The 19379-nt window shown below is 67.5% G+C and carries 14 protein-coding genes; 4 read left to right on the top strand and 10 right to left on the bottom strand.

Features of this window, described 5'->3' with window-relative positions; all coding sequences use genetic code 11:
* Positions 1-425: 425 nt before the first annotated feature.
* The 10 genes from ISO4_RS03510 to ISO4_RS03465 all read right to left on the bottom strand — a co-directional run bounded on the left by ISO4_RS03510 (position 426) and on the right by ISO4_RS03465 (position 12443).
* The gene (locus tag ISO4_RS03510; protein ID WP_194855174.1) at positions 426-974 is read right to left on the bottom strand and encodes a PqiC family protein; all 549 of its coding nucleotides are present in this window, start codon (positions 972-974) and stop codon (positions 426-428) included.
* A complete protein-coding gene (gene pqiB, locus ISO4_RS03505) occupies positions 967-2610 on the bottom strand; it encodes an intermembrane transport protein PqiB (protein WP_194855173.1) in 1644 nt (547 codons plus the stop codon). Before pqiB ends, ISO4_RS03510 begins: the two co-directional genes overlap by 8 nt.
* On the bottom strand, positions 2607-3908 hold the full coding sequence (locus ISO4_RS03500) for a paraquat-inducible protein A (protein ID WP_194855172.1): 1302 nt from the start codon (positions 3906-3908) through the stop codon (positions 2607-2609). Before ISO4_RS03500 ends, pqiB begins: the two co-directional genes overlap by 4 nt.
* 340 nt (positions 3909-4248) lie before the next feature.
* Complete coding sequence (locus ISO4_RS03495) at positions 4249-5241, bottom strand: 2Fe-2S iron-sulfur cluster-binding protein (RefSeq protein WP_194855171.1); 993 nt, start codon at positions 5239-5241, stop codon at positions 4249-4251.
* Between the two features lie 14 nt (positions 5242-5255).
* Positions 5256-5642 carry an MAPEG family protein gene (locus tag ISO4_RS03490; protein ID WP_194855170.1) on the bottom strand — a complete coding sequence of 129 codons (387 nt, stop codon included), beginning with the start codon at positions 5640-5642 and terminating at the stop codon, positions 5256-5258.
* A 73-nt stretch (positions 5643-5715) separates the two neighbouring features.
* Entirely contained in the window at positions 5716-7035 is a 1320-nt protein-coding gene (locus ISO4_RS03485) for a DsbA family protein (protein WP_228547894.1), read from the bottom strand.
* Between the two features lie 34 nt (positions 7036-7069).
* A complete protein-coding gene (ilvD, locus tag ISO4_RS03480) occupies positions 7070-8917 on the bottom strand; it encodes a dihydroxy-acid dehydratase (protein ID WP_194855169.1) in 1848 nt (615 codons plus the stop codon).
* A gap of 80 nt (positions 8918-8997) precedes the next feature.
* Complete coding sequence (argA, locus tag ISO4_RS03475; RefSeq protein ID WP_194855168.1) at positions 8998-10344, bottom strand: amino-acid N-acetyltransferase; 1347 nt, start codon at positions 10342-10344, stop codon at positions 8998-9000.
* Between the two features lie 115 nt (positions 10345-10459).
* Positions 10460-11728: an inorganic phosphate transporter gene (locus tag ISO4_RS03470; protein WP_142950015.1), complete on the bottom strand. Its 1269-nt coding sequence runs from the start codon at positions 11726-11728 to the stop codon at positions 10460-10462.
* Between the two features lie 34 nt (positions 11729-11762).
* Positions 11763-12443 (bottom strand): TIGR00153 family protein, encoded by a 681-nt coding sequence (locus tag ISO4_RS03465; RefSeq protein WP_142950016.1) that lies wholly within the window; start codon positions 12441-12443, stop codon positions 11763-11765.
* A 262-nt stretch (positions 12444-12705) separates the two neighbouring features.
* On the opposite strand from ISO4_RS03465, the gene ISO4_RS03460 reads away from it, so the two are divergent.
* The 4 genes from ISO4_RS03460 (at position 12706) to waaF (ending at position 19377) form a co-directional block, all read left to right on the top strand.
* A complete protein-coding gene (locus tag ISO4_RS03460) occupies positions 12706-14439 on the top strand; it encodes a GspE/PulE family protein (protein WP_194855265.1) in 1734 nt (577 codons plus the stop codon).
* Between the two features lie 66 nt (positions 14440-14505).
* A complete protein-coding gene (glnE, locus tag ISO4_RS03455) occupies positions 14506-17373 on the top strand; it encodes a bifunctional [glutamate--ammonia ligase]-adenylyl-L-tyrosine phosphorylase/[glutamate--ammonia-ligase] adenylyltransferase (RefSeq protein ID WP_194855167.1) in 2868 nt (955 codons plus the stop codon).
* A 33-nt stretch (positions 17374-17406) separates the two neighbouring features.
* Positions 17407-18330 (top strand): branched-chain amino acid transaminase, encoded by a 924-nt coding sequence (locus ISO4_RS03450; protein ID WP_142950018.1) that lies wholly within the window; start codon positions 17407-17409, stop codon positions 18328-18330.
* Entirely contained in the window at positions 18331-19377 is a 1047-nt protein-coding gene (gene waaF, locus ISO4_RS03445) for a lipopolysaccharide heptosyltransferase II (RefSeq protein ID WP_142950019.1), read from the top strand. It begins immediately after the preceding gene.
* Positions 19378-19379: the final 2 nt, after the last annotated feature.

The raw sequence follows: 19379 nt of genomic DNA, 5'->3' as shown, positions 1-19379 counted from the left end.
TGCGGAACCGCCCCGGGTCACAAAAGCCGCCCGGACCATTCTACGAAGCTGGGTTTGTGGGAGCGGGCCCGGCCCGCGAAAGGGAGCGAAGCTCCCGGCAGGATGCCAGAGAGATTGCTAACGGCGGCACAAACAGCGTCTCTGGAATCCCGCCGGCCGGCTTTGCCGGCCTTTCGCTTGCAAGGCAAGCTCCCACAAAACCCCATTCTATAGAAAGGTTCGGCGCCAGCGATAACCCGGGACCCTGGAGAACAGGAAGTTCGACAGGGAGCGTACAGGGACGTATTCACAGCGTTCCCGGAAGGGCAGAACACAGACACGCGACCCCGGATGGAGGGCGCGAGCTTCCAGAGAAGGGTCTCTGGAATCCTGCCGGGTGGCTAGCGCCACCCTTTCGCGGGCGGGGCCCGCTCCTACAAATTTAGCTACCGGAGTGCGGCGGCGATCTGCTGGGCGACCGCCCGCCAGGCGGCGTCGAGGCGGGTGACGAGCTCCGGGTAGCCGTCCCGGCTGAGGGGGCGGGTGAGGTCGAAGCGGCCGCTTCGCTGCAGATCTTCCTGCTGCTCCGAGGGCTCGGCCCGGTAGTGCCACTGGCCGCTGACGCGAGCGTTGCCGTCGGCGGTGCCCTGGAAGCGGGTTACGCTGACGCTGAGGCGGCCCTGCTCGGGCGCGCCGGCGGCGGCCAGGTGGTGGCGCAGGGCGCGGGCGAGCTGGCTGGGCAGGGGTTCCGCCCAGAGGTGCCGGCGGGCGGCGTGCACCGAGGTGGGCGCGGTTTCCACCACCACGCCGGCCTGGTCCAGGTAGCCGGCCACGTCCACCCGTACCCGGGGGAGCCGGTCGCTGGCGGCGGGCTCGCCGGCGGCGGGCAGCAGGTAGCTGTGTTCGCTGGCCGGGCCGCCGCTGGCGCAGGCGCCGAGCAGGGCGCTGATGGCCAGCAGCAGCGCGGCGAGGGGAAGCGGTAAGCGGTTAGTCATGGGGCTGGGCCTTGGGCACGGGATCCGCCGGCGGATCGTGTTGGAAGATCAGAGCATTGGGTTGCTGGCGCAGGGTGCGCAGCACCGGCTCCACGTCGCGCAGTACTTTTTCCAGGCGCTGCAGGGTGTCGCCGATCTGGCGGCCGTCGCCGCCGGCGGACAGGCCGTCCAGGGTGTCTTCCAGGGTGGACAGCGTGTCGTTGAGGCGGCCGGGCAGGCGCTGCATGTCCGGTCCGCCGAGCAGTTTTTCGAGCCGGTCGGCGGTGGCGGCGATTTCCCGCAGGGCGCCTTCCGAGGCCGCCAGGTTGCGGTCCAGGCCTTCGGCGATGTCCTGCAGCGGCAGGCCGTTGAGGGTCTCCAGAAGCTGGGCGATCTGCCCTTCGATCTGCGCCAGCCCGCCGGATACGGTGGGGAAGACGGGTACGTTCTCGAAGCGTTCGTCGCGATAATCCGGGGCATCCTGGTGCACCTGCACGTCCACGAACAGGGCGCCGGTGAGCAGGTTGCCGGATTTCAGGCTGGCGCGCATACCGCGCTGGAACATGCGCTCCATGCGCCGGCGCCAGTCGTCCAGCAGCACGTCGCCGTCGCCGGCGATGCGCTGCGGTTCGATGCGGATCAGCACCGGAATGGAGAAGCGGTTGAGCGAATCCGGTTGTTCCGCGGTGAACCGCCAGGGCACCTGTTCCACGGTGCCCACCCGTACGCCCCGGTACTCCACCGGCGCGCCCCGGCGCAGGCCGCGCACGGTGTCCTCCACCAGCAGCACGTACTCCAGGTACTGGTCGAACAGGCCGCGCCGGGCCGCTTCCTGGTCCGGGTAGAGGGTGTACTCGCGGCCGTCTTCCACCGGCGTGCCGGCGGGCATGGTGTCGTCGGGCACGCCGAAGGAGACGCCGCCGCCGAGCAGGGTCTCCAGCGACTGCAGGTTGACCCGGAAGCCCTGGGTGTCGAGCTGGAAGCCGACCCCGGACACGCTCCAGAAACGGGTGGTGTCGGTGACCAGCACGTCGTAGGGCTGCTCGACGAAAATGCGGTGGCGGATGCGCTTTTCGTCGGCCAGGAATTCGGTTTCCACCACCCGGCCCACGGTCAGGCTGCGGAAGGTGATGGGGTCGCCGGTGGTGACGCTGTTGCCGGGTTCGCTGAACAGGGTCAGGTAGAGCCCTTCGGCGCCGGCCTCGGTGACCGGCGGCTGGTCTTCCACGGTGAAGCGGCGTTTCTTCTCCTCGCTGTCGCCGGGCAGCAGCTCGATGTAAGCGCCGGACAACACCGTGCCCAGCCCGCTGATGCCTTCGCGGCCGATGCGCGGTTTGACCACCCAGAAGCGGGTGTCCTCGTTGAGCATGCGGTCGCTGCCGTCCTGCATGCGGGCGGTGACCAGGGTGTGCCGCAGGTCTTCGGAGAGGGACACGGACTCCACCGTGCCCACCTGCACGCTGCGGGTCTTGATCGCGGTTTTGCCGGCTTCGATGCCTTCCGCGTCCTCCATCTTCAGGGTAATGGTGGGGCCCTGTCCGGACAGGTGGTCGAACGCCAGCCATAGGCCGATCAACAGGGCGGCCAGCGGGATCAGCCACACCGGTGACAGGCGGGGCAAGGTTTCGGCGATGGCGCGGGAAGGCTTGGAGGTCATCGTTCTGCCAGGGTCGGGGTTGCGGGTCGCGCCGGGTCGGACGGCGCGTCACTGGGCGGCTGGCGGTCCCACAGCAGCCTCGGGTCGAAACTGAACGCGGCCAGCATGGTCAGCACCACCACGGCGGCGAAGGCGACGCCGCCGGGGCCCGGGGTAATCGACATCAGGTTACCCAGGCGCACCAGGGCCACCACGATGGCGACCACGAACACGTCGATCATCGACCAGCGGCCCACCCATTCAGTGATTCTGTAAAGGCGCATCTGCGCGTGCATGTCCACGGGAGCCTCGCGGCGCACCGCCAGGCACAGCCAGGCGAGCGCCATGATCTTGCCAAAGGGTACCAGAACGCTGGCGGAGAAGATGATCAAGGCGATCGGCCAGTCGCCGTGGGAGAGGAATTGCAGCACCCCGGAAATGATCGTGGCCGGCTGGGTGTTGCCCAGGCTGGTGGTGGTCATGATCGGATACAGGTGCGCCGGGAAGCAGCACAGGGTGGCGGCGATCAGCAGCGCCCAGGTGCGTTGCAGGCTGGCCGGCCGGCGCGGGTGCAGGGCGCCGCCGCAGCGCCGGCAATGGCTGTGGCCGTCGACCGGTTGCAGCTGGCCGCACTGCTCGCAGCCGATCAGCCCCTGTTCGCCGGCGGTGAGGCCGGGCCGGGTGCCCGGCGGCGCCTGCGGCGGCCCGGTAAGGCGCACCCACAGCGCCAGCGGATGCAAACGCTGCACGGTCACCAGCAGCGCCAGCGCGAAGCCGGAGAACGCCCAGAAGCCCGGTTTCAGGGTCACCTGGGCCATGCCGGCGATCTTGATCAGGCTGACCAGGGCGGCGATGGCGAACACATCGGCCATCATCCAGGGGCGCCAGCGCGGCAGCGCGCGCACCAGCATCGCCGTGCCGGCCAGCGGCGTGGCGCGCGCCAGGCTGGCGTGCACCCACAGCAGCGCCACCAGAAAACAGGCCGGCACCACCACGATGGTGGCGAACACCACCACCGCCAGGGCCGGGTGATGAAACGCGGCCAGCTGGGTGGCGGCGTCCAGCAAGCCCATCTGATCACTGACGCCGTTCTTCTCGAAACGGATATAGGGGAACGCCAGCGCCACGGCCAGCAGGATCAGGGCGCTGGCGGCCAGGGCCGGGCTGGTCTGGTCGTTGACGGTGTGCCGCGCCAGCGGGTGGCGGCAGCGCGGGCAGCGTACCCATTCCCCCGGCGCCGGCGGCGCCACCGACAGGATCAGGTCGCACTGCGGGCACGGCACCAGGGTGTCGGACGACTGTCGGCGGGCTTCTTCCATGGGGTAACCGTCGAGGAACGATGGCTCATTGTGCCGACCGGGGGGGATCAGCCGCAAGCTACACGCCTCAAGCTGCAAGCAGGCCGTGCCGGCGGCGGGGCGAGAGGGCGGCTCTAGCCGCCCGATACAGGGTGCAGGATTCAGGATACAGGGGCGGATCCGGAGTGGGCGGAGAGGATTGCGCATTAGCATGGATATTGTTGTCAATACGCAATAAGCGCGGGGCAACAGTCTGTCCGCACTCTCAGCCCAACTACGCGCTGTATCCTGAATCCTGCATCCTGTATCGCAGCTCATGGCACGGCCCGACGGCACGGCCTGCTTGCCGCTTGCAGCTGTCCTAACGCGGGGCGTAGTCGAAGACGTCGGAGTGGATGTTTTTGGCCGGTACGCCTTCGGCTACCAGGTCGTCGAAGACCGACCAGGCCATGGCCGGGGAGCCGCCCACATAGAACAGCGGCGCCAGCGGCTCGGCCAGGGCTTCCAGGGCGGCTTCGTGGACCAGCCCCTGGGCGTGGCCAGGGCGGCTCATGTCCGACAGCGCGGTGACCGCGTGGAAGTCCGCCAGTTGGCGGCGCCACTGCGCGGGCAGGTCCGGCAGGTAGAGATCTTCCTCCACGCGGGCGCCCCAGAACAGGCGCACCGGGTGCGGATAGTCCAGCTCGATCAGCCGCTCGATCATCGCCTTCACCGGCGCGAACCCGGTGGAGCCGCAGATGAACCACAGCGGCCGGTCCAGGGCCCGGTCGATAAAGCGGCGGCCGCCGGGCAGGCTCACGGTCACCGTGGCCCGGTCGTTCAGGTCCGCCATGATGGCGTGGGCGGCGCTGTTGTCGTCGCCGTGGCGGACGTGCAACTCCAGATCCCGGCCGCCGGGCGGGTTGGCGATGGAGAACGGATACTCGCCGTGGGGCAGCACCAGCGTCAGGTACTGGCCGGCGTGCCAGCGTATTGCCTTACCGGCGGGCAGGCGCAGCCATACGCGGGTCACGTCGTGGTTGAGCGGCTCGCGCTCGATAATCTGGCATTGCACTTGGTGCACGGGCAGTTCGCCCGGTGCGGTCGTTTCTGGCACGTCGATCTCGCAATCGCTGATCGGAATGGCCACGCAGTATAGCACCCGGTCGGCACCGGGTTCGTGGGCGTGGATGATGTCGCCGCTGCCGCCGTGGCGTACCGCCCCGGCCGTCAGGCGGCCCTGGCAGCGCAGGCAGACGCCGTTGCGGCAGGCGTGTGGAAAACCGAAGCCCGCTTCACGGGCCGCGGTGAGGATGGGGACATCCGGCGCGCAGTTCAAGACATGACGGCGGTTGATCCCCACGCGGAAGGTCATAAGCGGGGGTCGGCTCAGCCGGCCACGCCCACGAACAGGGCGACGATGCAGCCCATGCCGAAGAACCACACCAGGGAGCGGGCGCTGGCCCAGTCGCCGATGTAGCAGATGCCGAACAGCACACGGCTCAGCACGAACGCCAGCGCGATGCCGTCGATGGTGGCCTGCGGCGCGGTGCCGGCCAGGTGCGCGATGATCACCGCCGCGGCGAAGCCGGGCAGAATCTCGAAGCTGTTCTGCTGCGCCCAGTGGGCGCGCTTGCGGGCGCCGCTCAGTTTTTCCAGAAACTCACGGGGGTTCTTGTTCTCGTTGAGACCGAAGCCGCCCTGGAACTTGGCGAAGCCGGTGAAGGCATAGGGCAGCAGAATCGCCGCCAGAACACACCAATACGCTAACGTCATTGTTATCCGCCTCTTCTTTGTTTGTGGGTGCGGGCTTTGCCCGCGCCTACAGTCGCTATATTCCGGGCCGCGATCAATGACCGGATTGTAATGTCTGTTCAATCAGGGCAAAGCGGTCCTGGCCCCACACCAGGCGGCCGTTGACGCGGAAGCTGGGCACGCCCCAGCTGCCGGCGGCCACCATGGCTTCCCGGTTGGCCTCGGCGTCGCGCTGCCACTGATCGTCGTCCAGCCAGCGCCGCGCCCGGTTCCAGTTCATGCCCGCCGCCGTGACCAGCTTGCGCAGGCCGGCGTCGCTGGCCGCGTCCACGCCCTGGCTCCAGATGCCTTCGCCGGCGTGCAGCAGCCATTCGCGCAGACGGCCCTCTTTCTCCGCGAACGGCCACAGTGCCATGCAACGCTCCACGCCCTTGCCCAGCGGGTCGCAGGCGCGGCCGAATGGCACTTCGTGCAGACGCGCCTCGCGGGCGGCGTCGGTGAGGATGTAGAAGCGCTTGGCGCGCGGCACGCTCAGCCCGCGCATCACCATCGGCAGCACCGGGCGCAGCCGCAGCGTCAGGCCGTAGTGGTCGGCCAGAGCGTAGGCGCGGGGCAGGGCGATATAGGAGTAGGGGCTGCGGAACGAGAAGAACATCTCCAGCTCCGGCCGCGTTTCACCGTCGTCGGCCGGGGCCGCCGGGGCGCCGGGCAGCAGCGCCTGTTTGGCGCGACCGTAATCCAGCGGCCAGGGCCCGCCGCCCTGGCCCAGGGTCTCCAGGCGGCGGGCCAGGTGGTCCAGGCGCTCCAGGCTCCAGTACCACTCGCCGCCGTAGTGCAGGGTGCCGGTGAGGTAGTGGCCGTCCTTGAGGAACTGGTCGCGGCGCGCTTCCAGGGCCAGCTGGGCCTGGTCCTCGGGCTGCTGGCCGTGGTCTTTTACCAGCCGTTGCAGGTCCTCCTGGTCGCCGCGCCAGAGCGCGTCGGACAGCGCGTGGGCCAGGCTCCAGAAGCGCTCGTCGTGTTCGTGTTTGAGCAGGCAGCGGGTGGCCGCCAGGGCGGTCTCCCGGTCGGGGATGCGCCAGTCCGCCGGGAAGCTCAGATCGTGCAGCCCGGCCAGGGCGGCGGCGTCCCGGGGCGCCAGCTCGCGCAGCATGTCCGGCTCCGGGTACATGGAGCGGTCCAGGTAGAGCATCACCCGGGGGGTGACGCGCACGCCGAAGTGCTCGGCGAAGCGCGGCAGCACCTGGGCCAGCAGCCAGGAGTAGGGGTCGTCGATGCGGAAGTAAAAGGTCGCCTCGTGGGGGCGGCCGCGCAGGCGCCGCCGCCACTCCGCCAGCCGGTGGCGCCAGCGTTGGGTGCCGGCGCCGGTGATCAGGCCGGCCGCGACCGGCATCAATTTGCGCTGTAGGCGGCTCATGGCGGTTCCTTCCCTGTGGTCGCTGTATCTGGGTTTACTCGCCGATCTGGCTGAGATCGCGCACCGCGCCGCGGTCGGCGCTGGTGGTCAGGGCGGCGTAGGCCTTCAGGGCCGTGGACACCTTGCGTTGGCGCATCTCGCGGGGGCGCCAGGCGAGCTTGCCGCTGGCGTCCATTTTTTCCCGGCGCTGGGCCAGCTCGGCGCCGTCCACGCGCAACTGGATGGTGCGGTTGGGGATGTCGATGTCAATCATATCGCCCTCGCGGACCAGGCCGATGGCGCCCTGCTCGGCGGCTTCCGGAGAGGCGTGGCCGATGGACAGCCCGGAGGTGCCGCCGGAGAAGCGGCCGTCGGTGAGCAACGCGCAGCTTTTGCCCAGACCCTTGGATTTCAGGTAGCTGGTGGGGTAGAGCATTTCCTGCATGCCCGGGCCGCCTTTCGGACCCTCGTAGCGGATCACCACCACGTCGCCGGCGACGATTTCGTCACCGAGGATGGCGCGCACCGCCGAATCCTGTGACTCGAACACCCGCGCCCGGCCGCTGAAGGTGAGGATGGAATCGTCCACGCCGGCGGTTTTGACGATGCAGCCGCGCTCGGCGATGTTGCCGTACAGCACCGCCAGGCCGCCGTCGCGGCTGTAGGCGTGCTCCAGATCGCGGATGCAGCCCTCGGCGCGGTCGGTGTCCAGGCTTTCCCAGCGGGTGTCCTGGCTGAACGCGGTCTGGGTGGGGATGCCCGCCGGCCCGGCGGTGAACATCTTCTTCACCCCGGCGTCGCCGGTCCGCATTACGTCATAGTGTTCCAGCGCCTCGGCCACGGTGGCGGAATGCACCATGGGCAGGTCGCGGTGCAGCAGGCCGGCCCGGTCCAGTTCGCCGAGAATGCCCATCACGCCGCCGGCGCGGTGCACGTCTTCCATATGGTATTTCTGGGTGGCCGGCGCCACCTTGCACAGGCACGGCACCTTGCGGCTGAGCCGATCGATGTGCTCCATGGTGAAGTCCACGCCGCCTTCCTGGGCCGCCGCCAGCAGGTGCAGCACAGTGTTGGTGGAGCCGCCCATGGCGATGTCCAGGCTCATGGCGTTCTCGAACGCCTTGTAAGAGGCGATGTTGCGCGGCAGCACGCTCTCCATGTCCTGCTCGTAATAGAGCTTGGCCAGATCGACGATGCGGCGGCCGGCTTCCAGGAACAGCTCGCGGCGGTCGGCGTGGGTGGCCAGCAGCGAGCCGTTGCCGGGCAGCGACAGGCCCAGCGCCTCGGTCAGGCAGTTCATCGAGTTGGCGGTGAACATGCCGGAGCAGGAGCCGCAGGTGGGGCAGGCGGAGCGTTCCACCTCGGCCACGGTGGCGTCGTCCACCTTGTCGTCGGCGGCCATCACCATGGCGTCCACCAGATCCAGCTTATGCTCGCCCAGCTTGGTCTTGCCCGCTTCCATGGGGCCGCCGGAGACGAAGATCACCGGGATATTCAGGCGCATGGCGGCCATCAGCATCCCAGGGGTGATCTTGTCGCAGTTGGAAATGCACACCAGCGCGTCGGCGCAGTGGGCGTTGACCATGTACTCCACCGAGTCGGCGATGATGTCGCGGCTGGGCAGCGAATAGAGCATGCCGTCGTGGCCCATGGCGATGCCGTCGTCCACCGCGATGGTGTTGAATTCCTTGGCGATGCCGCCGGCCTTTTCCACTTCCCCGGCCACCAGCTGGCCCATGTCCTTCAGATGCACGTGCCCGGGCACGAACTGGGTGAAGGAGTTGGCGATGGCGATGATCGGCTTGCCGAAGTCATCGTCCTTCATGCCGGTGGCGCGCCAAAGCGCCCGGGCGCCGGCCATGTTGCGGCCGTGGGTGGTGGTGCGGGAGCGGTACTGGGGCATGGTGGTCTCTTCGCTTTCGGATCGGAAAGCGAGGATTGTAGCGCACCCCGGGCTAAAGGCCGATATGCGTGCGCTATCTGCTAGAGACGCTTCACGAACACCTTGGAATTGCGCTGCCAGTTGTAGAGCTGCTGCCGTTGCTCGGGCAGGGCTTCCACGCCGGCCGGGTCGAAACCCTGCTCGCGGAACCAGTGGGCGGTGTGGGTGGTGAGCACGAACAGGGTTTTCAGGCCCTGCTCCCGGGCGCGCCGTTCCAGGTAGCGCAGCATCTGCAGGCCGCGCTCGCTGTTGCGGTAGTGCGGGTGCACGGCCACGCAGGCCAGCTCGCCGGTGTGGTCGGCGGCGAACGGGTAGAGCGCCGCGCAGGCGATCACCATGCCGTCCCGTTCGATGATCACGAAACGCTGGATTTCGTTTTCCAGCAGTTCCCGTGAGCGGCGCACCAGAACGCCGTTCTGCTCCAGGGGTTCGAGCAGCTCGAGGATGCCGCCGACGTCGTCGATGCGGGCGCCGCGCAGGGTTTCGTAGGTTTCCCGGGTGACCATGGTGCCGCAGCCGTCGCGGGTGAACAGCTCCTTGAGCAGGGCGCCGTCTTCGCTGGCGTCGAGCAGGTGGGCCCGCGCCACGCCGTTGCTGGCGGCGTGGTAGGCGGCGGTGAGCTGGCGTTCCACGGCGCTGTCGGTGAAGCGTTCCTCGCCCAGCAGCCGGCCGGCTTCCTGGGGCGACAGCTCGCGCAGCAGGCGCTGTTCGCTGTCCTCGACGCGGATGCCGTCGCCGAGCACGATCATCTTGTCGGCGCCCAGGGCGATGGCGGCGGTGGAGGCCACGTCCTCGGCGTTCAGGTTGAACAGCTCGCCGGTGGGCGAGCTGCCCAGCGGCGACAGCAGCACTACATTGCCGGCGTCCATCTGCTGGCGGATGGCGTCCACTTCGATGCGCCGCACCTCGCCGGTGTGCTGGTAGTCAAAGCCGTTGCGCACGCCCACCGGTTTGGCGATCACGAAGTTGCCGCTGATCAGCTGGATCGCGGCGTTGTGCATCGGCGAGTTGGCCAGCCCCATGGAGAACAGGCCTTCCAGCTTCAAGCGCAGGGCGCCCACCGCCGCCATCACCGCCTCCAGGGCGTTGCTGTCGGTGATGCGGGTGTGGTGCTCGAAGCGGCTTTCCAGGCCGGCGGCTTCCAGCCGCTGGCTGATCTGCGGCCGGGCGCCGTGCACCAGCACCAGTTTCACGCCCAGGGCGTTGAGCAGCGCCAGGTCGTGCACCAGGGTGGGCAGGCGCGGCGTGTCCAGCACCTCGCCGCCGAGCAGCACCACGAAGGTGCGGCCGCGATGGGCGTTGATGTACGGCGACGAATTACGGAACCAGTTGACCTGGTCGCTGGCGCTGGGGGTGCTGGGCACGGGATTCTCGATATCGGTGGACATGGCGGCAGTATAGTCAGCGTAGGGCTGCCCTCGCCAGGGAGGCTGCAAGCTACAGGCTACAAGCTGCAAGCCACTCGGGGTTTCTTGCGGCTTGAGGCTTGTAGCTTGAGGCTGTTCAGGCCCCGAACAGACCCTTGAAGAAAAAGAAGAACAGAATCGAAAGCAGGGCGCCGGCCGGCAGTGTCACCACCCAGGAGGTAAAGATGGTGCCCACGGTGCGCAGGTTCAGCGAGCCGATGCCGCGCGCCATGCCGACGCCGAGCACCGCGCCCACCAGGGTGTGGGTGGTGGAGATCGGCAGGCCGGTGCCGGAGGCCAGCACCACGGTGGTGGCGGCGCCCAGCTCGGCGGCGAAGCCGCGGCTGGGGGTCAGGGCGGTGATCTTGGTGCCCACGGTGGCCATCACCCGGGCACCGAGAATCGCCAGGCCGAACACAATGCCCATGGCGCCCACCAGCAGGATCCAGCTGGGCATGGCGGCTTCTTCGCCGATCTGGCCGCCGCTGGCGATCACACTGTTGATGGCGGCCAGCGGGCCCACCGCGTTGGCCACGTCGTTGGAGCCGTGGGCGAAGGCCATGGCGCAGGCGGTGAAGATCATCAGCACCGCGAAGATGCGCTCCACGGAGTGGAAGCGGAAGTCCTTGTCGGCTTCCGGGTCAGGCTGGATGCGGCTGAGAATGCTGGCGCCGATCACCGCCACGATCAGGCCGCCGATCAACGCCCAGCCCAGGCTGGCGGCGAAGCTGATGTCCAGACCGATGTGCTTGAGGCCCTTGACCAGGGTCACGGCGGTCATCACGTAACCGACCATGAACATATAGAAGGGCACCACTTTTTTGGCGCGCTGGAAGGGGTCGTCCTGGTTGAGCACCAGGCGCTGCACGCTCTTGATCAGAAAGAAGGAGATGAAGCCGGCCAGCAGCGGCGAGGTCACCCAGCTGGCGACGATGGAGCCGACCTTGTCCCAGTGCACCGAGTCCATGCCCACGCCGACGGCGGCGAAGCCGACGATGGCGCCGACGATGGAGTGGGTGGTGGACACCGGCCAGCCGAACCAGGACGCCACCACCAGCCAGATGCCCGCCGCCAGCAGCGCCGACAGCATGCCGTAGACCAGATAGTGCGGTGTCTCGCTGAAGACGCTGGCGTCGACGATGCCCTTGCGCACCGTGGCGGTCACCTCGCCGCCGGCCAGATAGGCGCCGGCGAACTCGAAGACGATGGCGATCATCACCGCCTGTCCGACGGTGAGGGCGCCCGCCCCCACCGAGGTGCCCATGGCGTTGGCCACGTCGTTGGCGCCCACGCCCCACGCCATAAGAAAGCCGACCGCGCCGGCGATGATCAGCATCAGCATGCTGTGTTCGAGCATCCACTCCATAGCGAACCTCTGGTCAGGGTGCTTGGGTCAGGCTTTAGCGGGCCAGCAGTAGTTGCAGGCGGCCGCCCACTTTTTGGGCGCGGTCGGCCAGATCGCCGATCCACTCGATGATTTTGTACAGGAAGATCACGTCCACCGGCGGCAGCTCGGATTCCAGCTTGAACAGCTGCGAACGGATCTGAATCTGCTGCTCGTCGTTGGCCCGTTCCAGCCGGTCCAGGTCCTCGATCAGCTCCTCGACCAGCTGGATCTCGCGGCCGCTGAAGCCGGTTTCCACCAGTTCGTCGAGTTCGTTGATCGCTTTCTGGGCCTGGGCCGAGGTCTCGATGGCGCCTTGCAGATAGACGTTCATGGCCTCGGCGATGGGCTGCGGAATGGTCATTTGCCGGCCCAGCATCAGGCCGGCGATGTCCTTGGCCTTGTTGGCCACCTTGTCCTGGACGCTCACCAGCTCCAGCAGGTCGGTGCGGGACACCGGCAGGAACAGGCTTTTCGGCAGATTGAGGCGGAATTCTTTTTTCAGGGTGTCCGCCTGGTTTTCCAGGTCGGCGATGCGCTGACGGGCGGCCTTGGCCTTTTCCCAGTCGTTACTGCTGACCCCGGCGAAGAACTCGCCCAGGCCCAGTGCGCATTCGTGCACGGTGTCGTAGTGCTGTTGCAGCGGTTTGATCGGTGAGCGGCCGAACAGGCCGGCGATCGAGCTTCCGAAGGACATGGGACTACCCTGTAACGGAACGGTCATAATGATGGGGCGCGAGTATAGAGGGAAGCTTCCGTCAATTCCAACGCCCCGCCCGGAGCCCGCCTGGGCGGGCCTGGTTCAGGTTCCTCCGGAACGGGGATGGCGGCAAGTGCCGGCTCGGTCTACAGTAATCGGCAAACGGATACAGACAATCAAAAGACGGGGGAGCACCACCGTGAATGCCAGCGCCGTTCCCGCGCATCTGCGCGGCCAGGAAGTGGACGTTCGCTGGGTAATGCGCGAATTGCTCGACGAGCAGCGCGTGACCCGGGAAGAGTTCAACGTTATTTCCACCACGCCCAGGGAAAACAAGGAACTCAACTGGCACCCGTTGCAGGTGGTGGCCAAGTACCGCCTGGTGGACCGCGCCCACGGCCAGCGCATCATGGATATGGAATTCCTCAGCGACTGGCTGGCGGCGAAAAGCGGCCTGACCCTGTACCACATCGACCCGCTCAAGGTGGACGTGGACCAGATCACCCGGGTGATGAGCTACGCGTTCGCCGAACGGCACGGCATCGTCGCCGTGGAGAGCCACCGCGACCGGGTGGTGGTGGCCTGCGACCAGCCCTTCAAGCCGGACTGGCAGGAGCATCTCAAGCAGGTGCTGGGCGACCGCTCCCTGGAAGTGGTGTTCGCCAACCCGGAGCAACTGCGCCGCTACCGCATCGAGTTCTACAACCTGAGCCGCTCGATCGCCGGCGCCGCCCGCGCCGGCGGCCAGGAGCTCTCCGGCATCACCAACTTCGAGCAGCTGCTGGAAGTGGGCAAGGGCCACCCGGACGCGGACGACCAGCACATCGTCAATATCGTCGACTGGATCCTGCAGTACGCGTTTTCCCAGCGCGCCAGTGACATCCACCTGGAGCCGCGCCGGGACCTGGGCAAGATGCGCTTCCGCATCGACGGCGTGTTGCACGACGTCTATGAGCTGCCGGCCACCATCATGGCGGCGGTCACCAGCCGGCTGAAGATTCTCTCGCGGCTGAACGTGGCCGAGAAGCGCAAACCCCAGGACGGCCGCCTGAAGACCAAGTCCCCGGACGGCGACGAAGTGGAGCTGCGGATTTCCACGCTGCCCACCGCCTTCGGCGAAAAAATGGTGATGCGGGTGTTCGACCCGGACGTGCTGGTGCGCAGCTTCTCGCAGCTCGGCTTCAGTAAGGAGGACTACCAGCACTGGCAGGCGATGACCGCCCACACCCACGGCATCGTGTTCGTCACCGGCCCCACCGGCTCGGGCAAGACCACCACGCTCTATTCCACCCTCAAGCAGCTGGCCACCAGCGAAGTGAACGTCTGCACCATCGAGGATCCGATCGAAATGGTGGAGCCCAGCTTCAACCAGATGCAGGTGCAGTCCAACATCGAGGTGGGCTTCTCCCAGGGCGTCAAGGCGATGCTGCGCCAGGACCCGGACATCATCATGATCGGTGAGATCCGCGACCTGGCCACCGCGGACATGGCGATTCAGGCGGCGCTCACTGGTCACCTGGTGCTCTCCACCCTGCACACCAACGACGCCCCCTCGTCGATCACCCGGCTGGCGGATCTGGGCGTGCCGTCCTATTTGATCTCCGCCACCGTGATCGGCGTCATGGCCCAGCGCCTGGTGCGCACCCTGTGCCCGCACTGCAAGACCGAGACCCGCCCCGACGAGGCGGCCTGGCAGGAGCTGGTGCGCCCCTTCAAGATGAGCGTGCCGGACACCGTCTGCCAGCCGGTGGGCTGCCTGGAGTGTCGCGGCACCGGCTACCTGGGCCGTATGGGCGTCTACGAGACCATGCCGCTGCACGGCACCCTGAAGGGCATGGTGGGGCGCAACGCGGATCTCGAGGCGATCACCCGGCAGGCCATCAAGGGCGGCATGAAGCCGCTGCGCATCAGCGGCGCCCAGAAAGTGGCCAAGGGTCTGACCACCATCGAAGAGGTGCTGCGCGTCACCCCCTCCCAGGACGTCCTGCTCTAGGGGGCGGCGAGTGGCGCACTGCGTTAACATTGGCGTTTTCCGCTTTGCCCGTGGACAATACCGGCCATGACTGATCCGGACTATTCCGGCCTGCCCGACGAACTCTCCGTGTTGGTGACCCGGCACTGGCAGCGGTTCCAGGAAGTGGGCCATGTTCTCCCCGACGCCCTTCTCAAAGACCTGCCCCGTGTCTGGGCGGGCTCCGATTACGTGGCGGAGCAATTCATTCGCGACGCGGACCTGGGGGACTGGCTGGCCGGCTGCGCGCTCAAGGCGCGTCTCGAGCCCGGGCGGCTGGGCGAGGAGATCAGCCAGGCGGTGATGGCCTGTGACGACGAGGACGCCCTCAAGGCCACGCTGCGCCGCCTTCGCCACCGCCATATGGTGCGCCTGATCTGGCGGGACCTCACCGGGCTGGCGGACTACCACGCCACCGTGGCGGACCTGTCGTTGCTCGCCGACACCCTGATCGCCACCGCCCTGGAAAAGCTCTACCAGTGGGCCTGCGAGCGCAACGGCACGCCCCGCGACGAGCAGGGCCGGCCGGTCAAGCTGGTGGTGCTGGCGATGGGCAAGCTGGGCGCCCGCGAGCTGAACCTGTCCTCGGACATCGACCTGATCTTCGCCTACGAAGACGAAGGGGAGATCGAAGGCGAGCGCCGCAACCTCACCCACCACCAGTTTTTCCTGCGCCTGGGCCAGCAGCTGATCAAGGCCCTCGACCAGACCACCGGCGACGGTTTCGTATTCCGGGTCGACATGCGTCTGCGCCCCTGGGGTAAGAGCGGCGCCCTGGCGGTGGGCTTCGACGCCATGGAAAGCTACTACGAAAACCAGGGCCGCGAATGGGAGCGCTACGCGCTGATCAAGATGCGCCCGGTGGCCGGCGACCTGGACGCCGGCGCGCGCCTGATCGAGCGGCTCAACCCTTTCGTCTACCGCCGCTATATCGATTACGGCGCGTTCGAATCGCTGCGCGAAATGAAGGGCCTGATCGAGCGTGAGGTGAACCGCAAGGGCATGCAGGCGGACGTCAAACTGGGCGCCGGCGGCATCCGCGAAGTGGAGTTCATCGTCCAGGCGTTCCAGCTGATCCGCGGCGGCCAGCTGCCCAGCCTGCGCGACCCGAACCTGATGAAAGTGCTGCCGATGCTGGTGGAGGAGGGCATGCTGCCCGAGGACGTGGTCGCCGAACTGGCCGACGCCTATGTCTTTCTGCGCGATGTGGAGCACCGCCTGCAGGCGGTCAACGACCGCCAGACCCAGCGCCTGCCCGACGACGAACTGGGCTGGCAGCGCCTCACCTTCGCCATGGATTTCTCCGCCCGCGCGCCGTTCGAACGGGCGCTGCGCCGCCACCGGGAGCAGGTGCGCTACCACTTCAGCCAGGTGATCGCCGACCCCCAGCAGGAGGCGGAAGTGTCCGAGGGCGACCAGGAGTTGCTCGACCTGTGGCGGGGCGACGTGGACCGTGACGCCGCGGTGGCCCACCTGGAGGCGATCGGCGTCCAGCAGGCCGGCGAGGTGTTGGATCAGTTGGAGAATCTGCGCCATTCCCGCAGCGTCGAGAACATGCAGCGCATCGGCCGCGACCGGCTCGACAAGCTGATGCCGCTGTTGCTGGAAGCGCTCGGCTATCAGGGCCACGGCGCGGTCACCGCCGCGCGGCTGATCTCGTTCGTGGAATCGGTGCTGCGTCGCAGTGCCTATATCGCCCTGCTGGTGGAGAACCCGGGCGCGCTGACGCAGCTGGTGAAACTGTCCGGCGCCAGCCCCTGGATCGCCGAGCGCCTGGCCCGCCACCCGGTGCTGCTCGACGAGCTGCTCGACGTCAGCACCCTGTATTCACCGCCGGCCCGCTCGCAATTGGACGACGAGCTGCGCCAGCAACTGCTGCGCGTGGCCGAGGACGACCTGGAACAGCAGATGGAGGTGCTGCGTAACTTCAAGCAGGCCCACCTGCTGCGCGTGGCGGCCTCCGAAGTCACCGAGGTGCTGCCGCTGATGAAGGTCAGCGACTACCTGACCTGGCTGGCGGAAAGCATTCTCAACCAGGTGGTGATGCTGGCCTGGGAACCCATGGTGGAGCGCCACGGGCGCCCGCTGCGCGACGACGGCCAGCCGTGCAGCCCGGACTTCGTGGTGGTGGGCTACGGCAAGCTCGGCGGCATCGAGCTGGGCCACAACTCCGACCTGGATCTGGTGTTCCTGCACGACGCCGCCAGCGGCGGCAGCACCGACGGCGACAAGCCGGTCTCCAACGAGCAGTTCTACGCCCGCCTGGGCCAGCGCATCGTGCACATTCTTTCCACCCGCACCATGAGCGGCCAGCTCTATGAAGTGGACACCCGGCTGCGGCCCAGCGGCAGCGCCGGGCTGCTGGTGTCGTCCATGGAGGCGTTCCGCAAATACCAGCTGCAGGACGCCTGGACCTGGGAGCATCAGGCGCTGGTGCGCGCCCGGGTGGTGGCCGGCTGCAACCGTGCCCGCCAGCGTTTCGAGGCGATCCGCGACGAGGTGCTGTGCCGAGAGCGGGACCAGGAGGCCCTGCGCGTGGACGTGCTCGCCATGCGCGACAAGATGGTCGATCACCTGGCCTCCAACCAGCCCGGCTGCTTCCATCTCAAGCAGGATCCGGGTGGTATCGTCGATATCGAATTTATGGTCCAATACGGGGTTCTACGATGGGCCTCCCGCCACGGTGAACTGACCCGTTTCACCGACAATGTGCGGCTGCTTGAAACCCTCGCCGCTCTGGAATTGATGCCGGCCCAGGATGCCGGCCTGCTTCGGGAAGCCTACCTGGCCTACCGGTCCGCGGCCCATCGCGCGTCACTGCGCAAGGAAAAGTCCATCGTCGGCGACGGTGAGTTCCGCGAATTGCGGGACGGCGTGCGGACGATCTGGCAACACTGGTTCGATCTTTCGAAATAACAGCTCTACCTGTGGATTGGGAGTGTGACCGCCATGTCGATGGCTCAACGAGACGGTTTTATCTGGCTGGACAATGAAATGGTGCCTTGGCGCGAAGCCAAGACCCATGTGCTGACCCACACCCTGCACTACGGCATGGGCGTGTTCGAAGGCGTGCGGGCCTACGAGACCGCGCGGGGCCCGGCCATTTTCCGGCTCAAGGAACACACCGACCGGTTGTTCAACAGCGCCCACATCCTGAACATGAAGATTCCTTACACCAAGGAGCAGATCAACCAGGCGCAGATCGACGCGGTGCGCGAGAACAAACTGCCGCACGCCTACCTGCGGCCGATGGTGTTCTACGGCAGCGAAGGCATGGGCCTGCGCGCGCACAACCTGAAAGTGCACGTCATGGTCGCCGCCTGGGAATGGCCCGCCTACATGAGCCCGGAAGCCCTGGAGCTGGGCATCAAGGTGCGCACCTCCAGCTACACCCGGCACCACGTCAACATCACCATGTGCAAGGCCAAGGCCAACGGCAATTACATCAACTCCATGCTGGCCCTGAACGAAGCCCTGTCCGGCGGCGCCGACGAAGCGCTGCTGCTGGATAACGAAGGCTATGTGGCGGAAGGTTCCGGCGAAAACGTGTTCCTGATCCGCGACAAGGTGCTGTACACCCCGGAGCTGACCTCCTGCCTGGACGGCATCACCCGCAAGACCATCATCCAGCTGGCCGAGGAACACGGCTACACGGTGCGCGAGAAGCGCCTCACCCGCGATGAGTTCTACATCGCCGACGAGGCCTTCTTCACCGGCACCGCCGCGGAAGTGACGCCGATCCGCGAACTGGACGGCCGCATCATCGGTGAAGGCAAGCGCGGGCCGATCACCGAAGAGCTGCAGACCGTCTATTTCGATCTGGTGCGCGACAAGCACGACCGCCACCAGGAATGGCTGACCCACGTTTCCTGAGTGTCTGAACCGCGGCGCCCACGCATCCTGGTCGTCGGCCCGTCCTGGGTCGGCGACATGGTCATGGCCCAGACGCTGTTCGCCGAACTGCAGCGGCAGCGGCCCTGCGACATTGATGTGCTGGCGCCGGCCTGGTGCCGGCCGCTGCTGTCGCGCATGCCGGAAGTGCGCCAGGCACTGGATCTGCCGTTCGGCCACGGCGAACTGAAGCTGCGCCAGCGGCGCGCCGAAGGCCGTGCCCTGCGCGGCGGCTACGACCGCGCCTTCGTGCTCCCCAATTCCCTCAAGTCCGCCCTGATCCCGTTCTGGGCCGGCGTTCCGGTGCGCACCGGCTGGCGTGGCGAAATGCGCTACGGCCTGCTCAACGACGTGCGCAAGCTGGACAAAGAGCGTTATCCGCTGATGGTGCAGCGCTTCGTGGCGCTGGCCCTGGACGCGGACGCGCCGCCGCCGCCCCTGGAAACGATTCAGCCGCCCCGGCTGCGCGTGGACAGTGACGCCGTGGCCGCCGCCCGCGCCGACCAGCGGCTCGCCGACGACCGCCCGGTGCTGGGGCTGTGCCCCGGCGCCGAATTCGGCCCGTCCAAACGCTGGCCGGAATACCACTACGCCGCCGTGGCCCGCCACTGGATCGGGCAGGGCGGCCGGGTGTGGCTGTTCGGCTCCGGCAAGGACCGGCCGGTGGCCGAGCAGATTGTTGAAGCGCTGCCCGAGGCCCAGCGCGGCGAGGCGGCGATCCTGGCCGGCGCCACCAGCCTGGAGCAGGCGGTGGACCTGCTGTCGGTCACCGACGCGGTGGTCAGCAACGATTCCGGGCTGATGCACATCGCCGCCGCCCTGGGCCGGCCGCTGGTGGCGGTGTACGGTTCCACTTCACCCGGCTTTACGCCGCCGCTGGGCGAAGCGGTGGCGATTGAGCGGCTGGGGCTGGAATGCAGCCCCTGTTTCCAGCGCGAATGCCCGCTGGGCCACCTCAATTGTCTTCGCCAACTGGAGCCGGACCGGGTGATTCAGGCCCTGGCAAGGTTGCCGGGCGTGCCGCGATGAAC

This window comes from Alloalcanivorax venustensis ISO4, from assembly GCF_015356855.1.
In the GTDB taxonomy this organism is placed as follows: domain Bacteria; phylum Pseudomonadota; class Gammaproteobacteria; order Pseudomonadales; family Alcanivoracaceae; genus Alloalcanivorax; species Alloalcanivorax venustensis.
This window is presented reverse-complemented; position numbering and strand designations above follow the sequence as displayed.